This window comes from Nocardioides sp., from assembly GCF_036374615.1.
In the GTDB taxonomy this organism is placed as follows: Bacteria; Actinomycetota; Actinomycetes; order Propionibacteriales; family Nocardioidaceae; genus Nocardioides.
Window position 1 is genome coordinate 1 of the sequence record NZ_DASUTK010000220.1, and the last position, 2,716, is coordinate 2,716.

At 71.0% G+C, this 2,716-nt stretch carries 3 protein-coding genes; 2 read left to right on the plus strand and 1 reads right to left on the minus strand.

What is annotated here, in order from left to right; genetic code table 11:
• Positions 1–759, plus strand: a 759-nt coding sequence (locus tag VFZ39_RS17030; RefSeq protein ID WP_330866984.1) for an FAD-dependent oxidoreductase, incomplete at its 5' end; no start/stop codon positions are given.
• Positions 760–774: 15 nt separating this feature from the next.
• Here VFZ39_RS17030 and VFZ39_RS17035 read toward each other — a convergent pair.
• Entirely contained in the window at positions 775–1,506 is a 732-nt protein-coding gene (locus VFZ39_RS17035; RefSeq protein WP_330866985.1) for a hypothetical protein, read from the minus strand.
• A 248-nt stretch (positions 1,507–1,754) separates the two neighbouring features.
• On the opposite strand from VFZ39_RS17035, the gene VFZ39_RS17040 reads away from it, so the two are divergent.
• The coding region (locus VFZ39_RS17040) for a 3-hydroxybutyryl-CoA dehydrogenase (protein ID WP_330866986.1) at positions 1,755–2,716 on the plus strand (962 nt) is incomplete at its 3' end.

The window sequence follows — 2,716 nt, forward strand, 5'->3', positions numbered from 1 at the left end:
TACGAGGCGCACCCGCGGCAACGCGTGCACGCGTGGAGCGCGTCGACGTACGACACGCTGGTGGATCTGGCCGCCGAGCCGCGCACCGGCGTCCGGCTCCGCTCGGGCACCGAGGTGCTGCGCGAGAGCCTCCCCGATCCCCGGTGGTCGGCGACGGTGCCCGACCTCACTCGTGTCACCCCGCCGTCGGGGTACGTCGACGCCTGGTCGTTCACGGCACCGGTCGCTGACATGCCGGTCTACCTCCGCTGGCTCCAAGCCCGGCTGGAGGAGCTCGGGGGGACCGTGACCCGCGTCAGCATGGCCGATCTGCCACGCCCGGCGGAGGGGGTCGTCGTCAACTGCGCCGGACTGGGTGCGCGTCGGCTGGTCGACGAGACGGACGTGCATCCCGCACGAGGCCAGGTGCTTGTGGTCGCCGGCGCCCGGGTCGACCGCTGGTGGCTGGACGAGTCTGGCCCGACCTATGTCGTGCCGCGCGGCGACCAGGTCGTTGTGGGCGGCACGTTCGAGGAGGACGACTGGAGCAGGACGCCGGACCCGGCCACGGCAGAGCGGATCTGGAAACGGGCGGTCGCGCTGGTGCCGGCGCTGGCGTCCGGCGAGGTCGTGGCCCACCGGGTCGGGCTGCGGCCGGTCCGGTCCGAGGTCCGGCTCGAGCGGATCGGTGACGTGATCCACTGCTACGGGCACGGCGGGGCCGGCGTGACGCTCAGCTGGGGCTGTGCGGACGAGGTCGCGTCGCTCGTCGAGGCCTGAGCTGGCGAGGACGGGTCACGACGCTGAGGGGGCGCTCCGGGGATGTCGCGTCTCCAGCATGACCAAGTGATGCTCGAGATGTGTCACGGCTTCCCCGGGAGACAGCCGGCCACCGCACACGGCCCAGGTCAGGCCGAGTGTGACGGCACCGAGCAGCTCGGCCTCGGCCTTGCGCGCCGGCATCGGGATCGCCAGCAGCTCCAAGGCCTCGGCGATCCGGTGGTCGACCTCCTCCTGCCGCCGCTGCGCATGCTCGGCGAGGGGGTCACCAGCCTCGTCAGCGGTCTCGGTCCCGATGGTTGCCGGGGCGGCACCGGGCGCCGGATCGGTGTCCGCCCAGCCGTGCTCAGCGATCTGCCACCGCTCGCGCAACGGAGTCTCCTCGGCGCCTGCGGCGGTTCCTCGCGGCCGTGGAAGGGCGAGCCGCAGCCAGACCAGCTCCTCGGCCACGCGGTGCTCGACGTCGGGAAGCAGCGCGCGCACCACGTGGAGCGCCCGGTCGAGGGGGTCTCCGTCACGCAACCGGCCGAACCGGCCGTAGCTGCGGCGTCGAGCCACCTCGTCCGCGGCCAGCACGACCAGCTCGGCATCGGCGGCCAGCAGGCGGCGGACCGTGTTGACAGACGTGCCGAGCGCTCGGGCGACCGAGTGCCGGCTCAGCGCGGCGACGCCGTCATCGTGGACGACGGTGAAGGCCGCTTCGCGCAGGAACTCGAACCGGGCGACGTAGTTGACGAGCTTCGGCACGCCACCCTTTGTAGTGCAGCAAGCCGGCGACGCGCCCCGTTCTCCACAGGCCGGTTCTGGCATGCGGTGGTCCAGCTCTGGGCGTCGTGACGGGACGGTTGTGTCACAGGCCGTGACACAACGACGTTTCTGTGGCGTCGAGTGGTGGCCGGCCGTGTTCCAGAACCGGCGCGCGCTAGACCGACGGACGGGGCGCGGTGACCAGACCCACACTCGTGGTCCGCGGAGCGCGTGGGAAGATGCCCGCCATGGCACGTGAGATCAGCAGCGTCGGCGTGATCGGGCTCGGCACCATGGGGGCCGGGATCGCGGAGGTCTTCGCCCGCAACGGCTTCCCCGTGACGGGCGTCGAGCAGAACGAGGAGTCGCTCGAACGGGGACGCCAGCACCTCCAGCACTCCACGGACCGGGCTGTGAAGCGCGGCAAGCTGACCGAGGCCCAGCAGGCCGAGCTGGTCGGTCGGATCACGTTCACCACCGAGCTCAAAGACCTCGCCGAGGCCGCCCTCGTCGTCGAGGCCGTGGTCGAGTCCCTGGACGTCAAGAAGTCGATCTTCCACGAGCTCGACGGCATCGTCTCCGACGAGTGCATCCTCGCGACCAACACGTCCTCGCTGAGCGTCACCGAGATCTCGACCGCCAACCGGCTCCCCGGCCGGGTCATCGGCGTGCACTTCTTCAACCCGGCGCCGGTCCAGAACCTGGTCGAGATCATCCGCACCGTCGTCACCGAGGAGGAGGTGCTCCACGACGTCGAGGCGCTGCTCGGCCGACTCGGCAAGAGCCCGGTGATCTGCGGCGACAAGGCCGGCTTCATCGCCAACACCTTGCTCTTCGGCTACCTCAACCACGCGGTGTCGATGTACGAGGCGAAGTACGCCTCGCGGGAGGACATCGACGCCGCGATGCGGTTCGGGTGCGGCTACCCGATGGGTCCGTTGGCGCTGCTCGACCTGATCGGGCTCGACACCGCCTACGAGATCCTCGACACGATGTACAAGCAGGGCCGCGACCGGCTGCACGCCCCGGCACCGATCCTCAAGCAATACGTGACGGCCGGGCTGCTGGGACGCAAGTCCGGCCGCGGCTTCTACACCTACGAGGCGCCGGACAGCCCCGTGATCGTGCCGGACCCCCACACCCCCTCAGCCGACGACGCCCCTCGGCTGCGCCACGACATCAACCGGGTCGGCGTGGTCGGCACCGGCAC